Genomic DNA, 2,254 nt, shown 5'->3' on the forward strand with positions numbered 1-2,254 from the left:
CGAAGGCGTCCGCATCGTCCAGGGCTGCCCCGGCGGGTGAGGCGATGGCGGTGGTCGACGCACGTGGCCTCGTCGCGGGGTGGAGCGAGGGCGCACGGCTGCTCACGGGGTGGGCCGCCGCGGACGTGACCGGGCGACCCGCGTCGGAGCTGGTCGACGGGGACGCTTCGGCGGCCCGGCGGGCGCTGCTGGCGCACGGGGACGCGCTGGTGACCGTGCGGTACCGGGACGGGCGGCTCCAGGAGCTCGGGCTGCGGATGTGTCCGCTGTGGGGCGTCGACGGCGAACGGCGGGGCTTCGTCGTCACCGCCGCCCCGAGCGCGTTCGAGCGGGGACTCGGCGCGCTGGCCTTCGACCAGGCGTCGATGTCCATGTCGGTGTTCGACACCAGCCAGCGCTATCTGCGCATGAACGACTGGGCGTGCCAGGTCATGGGACAGCCCGAGGCGGAGTTCCGGCACCGCTACTTCCTCGACACCGTGGATGTCGCCGAGCACAGCGTGGGCTTCCTGCGCCATCTGGAGATCGTGGTGGAGACCGGCCAGCCGGTCCGCTACGAGAGCTGGACCCGCTCGCCGTCCGGCCGGCGCATGCACGCCTGGACCTCCGAGATGTGGCCCGTCCGGGACCACACGGGAATGCTCATCGGCACCGCGCTCGCCGCGTTCGACAGCAGTGAGCAGTTCTGGGCACGGCAGCGGCTGGCCCTGCTGAACGAGGCCGCCGGGTCCATCGGGACCAAGCTCGACGTCGTCCAGACCGCCCGCGAACTCGCCGAGCTGGTGGTGCCCCGGCTCGCCGACTTCGCCAGCGTCGACCTGCTGGAGTCCGTGCTCCAGGGCGAGGAACCCGAGACGGTCCCGATGGACGGCGGTGTCCAACTGCGCAGGGCCGCCCACCAGTCCCGTACCCCCGGTGCCCCCGAGGCGGTGGTCGGCCTCGGGACCGCCGACGTCTACCCCGACTTCTCGCCGCCCGTCCGCGCCCTGCTCACCGGTGAGCCCGTGCTCACCCGGACCGGCGACCACGATCTCGACGCCTGGTTCGCCCGGCACGGAGCCCGCTCGGCCAAGCTGCGGGAGGCCGAGGACCACGAGCTGTCGCTGATGGCCGTACCGCTGGTCGCCCGTGGCACCACCCTGGGCGTGGCCATCCTCGTCCGCATGCTGACCCCCGAGTCCCCCGACGCCTTCGACCAGGACGACGTGTCCCTGGCCGAGGAACTGTCCAGCCGGGCCGCCGTCTGCGTCGACAACGCCCGGCGCTACACCCGGGAGCGCACGACCGCGCTGGCTTTGCAGCGCAGCCTGCTGCCCAAGGCGATGGCGGGCCAGGCGGCCGTCGAGTTCGCCTCCCGTTATCTGCCGGCGCTCTCGCAGGCCGGGGTCGGCGGCGACTGGTTCGACGTGATCCCGCTGTCCGGGACCCGGGTGGCGCTGGTCGTCGGCGACGTCGTCGGCCACGGCCTCCACGCCTCCGTCACCATGGGCCGGCTGCGTACGGCGGTGTGGGCGCTGGCCGACGTGGACCTGCCGCCCGACGAACTCCTCACCCACCTCGACGACCTCGTCGAACACCTCGCGGCCGGTGACGGCAGCGCCGGCGGAGAGATCGGCGCCACCTGTCTGTACGCGGTGTACGACCCGGTCGCCCGCACCTGCGCCATGGCCTCCGCCGGACATCCGCCGCCGGTGGTCGTACGCCCCGACGGCAGCGTCGAGGTCGTCGAGGTGGCGGCCGGCCCGCTGCTGGGCGTCGGCGGACTCCCCTTCGAGGCCACGGAGTTGGAGCTGCCCGAGGGCTCGGTCCTCGCCCTCTACACCGACGGTCTGGTCGAGGCCCGGGACCGTGACGTCGACACCGGGACCGCCGCCCTGTGCGCCGCCCTGCAACGTTCGGTGGGCAGTCTGGAGAGCGCCTGCGACAGTGTCCTCAAGGAGCTGCTGCCCGACACCCCCGCCGACGACGTGGCCCTGCTGATCGCCCGCACCCGCGCCCTCGACGCGGAACAGGTGGCCGTGTGGAACCTGACCGACGACCCGGCGCTCGTCGCCAACGCCCGCAAGCTCGCCACCGACCAACTCGTCCGCTGGGGACTGGAGGAGGCCGTCTTCGTCACCGAACTCGTGGTCAGCGAACTCGTCACCAACGCCATCCGCTACGGCGGCGCCCCCATCCAGCTGAGGCTCATCCGCGACCGCACCCTGATCTGCGAGGTCTCCGACGCCAGCAGCACCTCACCCCATCTGCGCCG

At 72.9% G+C, this 2,254-nt stretch carries 1 protein-coding gene; it reads left to right on the forward strand.

Annotated elements, in window-relative coordinates; translation table 11 throughout:
• Window positions 1-44 precede the first annotated feature (44 nt).
• On the forward strand, window positions 45-2,254 hold a 2,210-nt coding region (locus tag STRIP9103_RS29555), incomplete at its 3' end, for a SpoIIE family protein phosphatase (RefSeq protein WP_048821215.1).

It is taken from the genome of Streptomyces ipomoeae 91-03, from assembly GCF_000317595.1.
GTDB classification, from domain to species: Bacteria; Actinomycetota; Actinomycetes; order Streptomycetales; family Streptomycetaceae; genus Streptomyces; species Streptomyces ipomoeae.